The sequence below is a fragment of the Streptomyces capoamus genome (assembly GCF_014654935.1).
Taxonomy (GTDB): Bacteria; Actinomycetota; Actinomycetes; order Streptomycetales; family Streptomycetaceae; genus Streptomyces; species Streptomyces capoamus.
Map to the genome: position 1 here is coordinate 494983 of NZ_BNBF01000001.1, position 2509 is coordinate 497491.

Consider the following 2509-nt stretch of genomic DNA (forward strand, 5'->3'; position numbering starts at 1 on the left):
GACCGTGCTGGGCGCCGGCGGTCCGCCGCTGCGGATCGTGCCCAACGGCATCCGGCCGCGTCCGCCCGGGCCGGCGCCGCGGCGGCCGCGCGACCCCCACGTGCTGTTCCTGGCCCGGCTGCATCCCCGCAAGCGTCCGGAGGCCTTCGTGGAGATGGCCGCGCTGGTCCACCGGGAGGTCCCCGGGGCGCGCTTCACGCTGTACGGCCCGGACGACGGATCGCTGGCCGCCGTCCGCCGGCTCATCGCGGCGGGGCCCGCGGACGTGGTCCGCTACGGCGGTGCGCTGGATCCCGCCGAGGCGCACGAGGCCTACCGGACGGCGGCCGTTCACGTCCTGCCGAGCGTGGACGAGCCGTTCGGCATGACCCTCATCGAGGCGCTGGCCGCCGGCACGCCCGTGGTCTGCACCGACACCTGCGGCATCGCCGACGAGCTGTCCCGCCGCGGCGCCGCCCTGGTCACCGACGGCAGCCCCGCCGCCATGGCGGCGGCGGTCCGCCGCCTGCTCGGCGACCCGGAGCTGTGCGCCGGGATGGCGCGGGCCGGCCGCCGTGTCGTCGAGGACGTCTACTCCATCGGCGCGGTGGTGGACCGGCTGGAGGAGATCTACCGGGGCGGCGCCGCCGACGAGCCCCCCGCCCGGGGAACCACCCCCCTTCCCGCGGGGACCCGCCCCGCCCGGAACCCGGCCACGTGATCCCGCTCGGAACGGCGCCGGCGCACACTCCCGTCCCCGCGTGCCGGCCGGCACCCGGGGACAGGCGGTCGCGTGGCCGGTGGTGTGGGGCGGCCGGCCACGCAGTGCCCCGTCAGGGGTGGGATCCGCCGGTGCCGATCACGCCGGCGAGGATGTCCTCGAAGCGGGAGGCGCAGGTCTCCAGGGCGAACTCCCGCTCGGCCAGCGCGCGGCTCTCCTTGCCGAGCCGCTCGGCGCGGGCCGGGTCGGACAGGACCTCGCCGACCCAGACGGCCGCATCGTCCAGGGCCTGCTCCCGTGGCGGGAAGACCGCCGAGCCCGCCTGCCGGAGCAGCCGCGCGGCGAGGTTGTCGGCGGGCATCAGGCCGAGCACCGGCCGCCCGGCGCACAGATAGGACAGCGTCTTGGACGGCACCGAGAACCGCCCCGCGTCCGGGTCCAGCAGGACGACGAGGACGTCGCCGGAGCCGAGCACCTCGGGCAGCCGCTCGTAGGGCTGGAAGGGCAGCAGCGTCAGCTCGACGCCCCGCGCCGCGGCGGCGTCCCTGAGCAGGGGTACGGCGGGACCGTCGTTGACGACCACGAGCCGTACCGGACAGCCCCGGTCACGCAGTCGCTCGGCCAGCCGGACCAGCAGCGCCGGGTCGTGCTTCAGCCCGAGCGTGCCCGAGTAGAGCACGGTCCGCACACCGTCCAGGCCGTGCCGCGCCGACCAGGCGTTGGCCCGTGGCACGGGGGCGATCTCGTCCAGCGGCGCCCAGTTGGGGATGACGGTGACCTTGTCGGCGGTGCCCCACTCCTCGTGGACCCGCACGAACGAGTCGGCGATCACCACGATGCCCGCGGCCTGCCGGGCCGACCACTTCTCGCCCGCGCCGAACACCTTGGCGGCCAGGCCCATCGACGGGGCGACGTCGGCGGCGGCGAAGCTCCGCAACGCGACCGCGGTCACGTCCTGGTGCCACAGCACCCAGGGGATGCGCAGCCGGCCCAGCACGGCCGCCGCCACCACCAGCACGGGCACGGGCAGGTTGGACAGCAGGGCCACGTCGGGCTTCTCGCGGCGGACCTGCCGGGCCAGTTGGACGCCGAGCCGGGTCTCCTGGCCGAGCCGGCGCACGTAGGCCTGCTTGCGGAGCCGGACCCCGTCCCCGATGGTGGCGAAGCGCAGGCCGGGGACGTTCGAGGCGAGGTCGCCCTTGCCGGAGACGTACGCCGTGCACGTCGAGTGGACGACCTCGTGGCCGCGGCGTGCCAGCTCCCGGCTCAGCTGGGCCTGGAAGGGGTGGCCGCTGTAGTCGTGGACGAGGATTCTCATCGGCGTCACTGGTGGGAGCGCTTGACCTGGTCGTACACCCAGGCGTAGGTCCGCTCCAGCCCGTCGGCCAGGCAGACCGACGGCTCCCAGCCGTGGATCTCGCGGATCAGGGTGTTGTCGGAGTTGCGGCCGCGCACGCCCTGGGGGGCGTCCAGCCGGTAGCTGCGCTCGCAGCGGATGCCCGCGATCCGCTCGACGACGTCGACGAGCTGGTTGATGGTGACCAGCTCCGAGGACCCGAGGTTGACCGGTACGCCGCTGTCCCCCCTCATGATCATCTGGGTGCCGTGCAGGCAGTCGTCGATGTACATGAAGGAACGGGTCTGCAGGCCGTCGCCCCAGATCTCGATCCGGTGGTCACCGGAGAGGACCGCCTCGGCCACCTTCCGGCACACCGCGGCGGGGGCCTTCTCCCGGCCGCCCGCCCAGGTGCCGTGCGGACCGTACACGTTGTGGTAGCGGGCGACGCGGGTGGTGAACCCGTAGTCCTC

At 74.9% G+C, this 2509-nt stretch carries 3 protein-coding genes; 1 reads left to right on the forward strand and 2 read right to left on the reverse strand.

What is annotated here, in order from left to right:
- Window positions 1-700: glycosyltransferase family 4 protein (locus IE312_RS38525; protein WP_229898896.1), on the forward strand; the 700-nt coding region annotated here is incomplete at its 5' end.
- A 112-nt stretch (window positions 701-812) separates the two neighbouring features.
- Here the strand turns inward: IE312_RS38525 and IE312_RS02200 are convergent.
- Together IE312_RS02200 and IE312_RS38530 are read right to left on the reverse strand one after the other, a co-directional pair.
- Window positions 813-2018: a glycosyltransferase family 4 protein gene (locus IE312_RS02200; RefSeq protein WP_189977733.1), complete on the reverse strand. Its 1206-nt coding sequence runs from the start codon at window positions 2016-2018 to the stop codon at window positions 813-815.
- Window positions 2019-2023: 5 nt separating this feature from the next.
- A partial coding sequence (locus IE312_RS38530) for an NAD-dependent epimerase/dehydratase family protein (protein WP_229898898.1) occupies window positions 2024-2509 on the reverse strand: 486 nt, incomplete at its 5' end.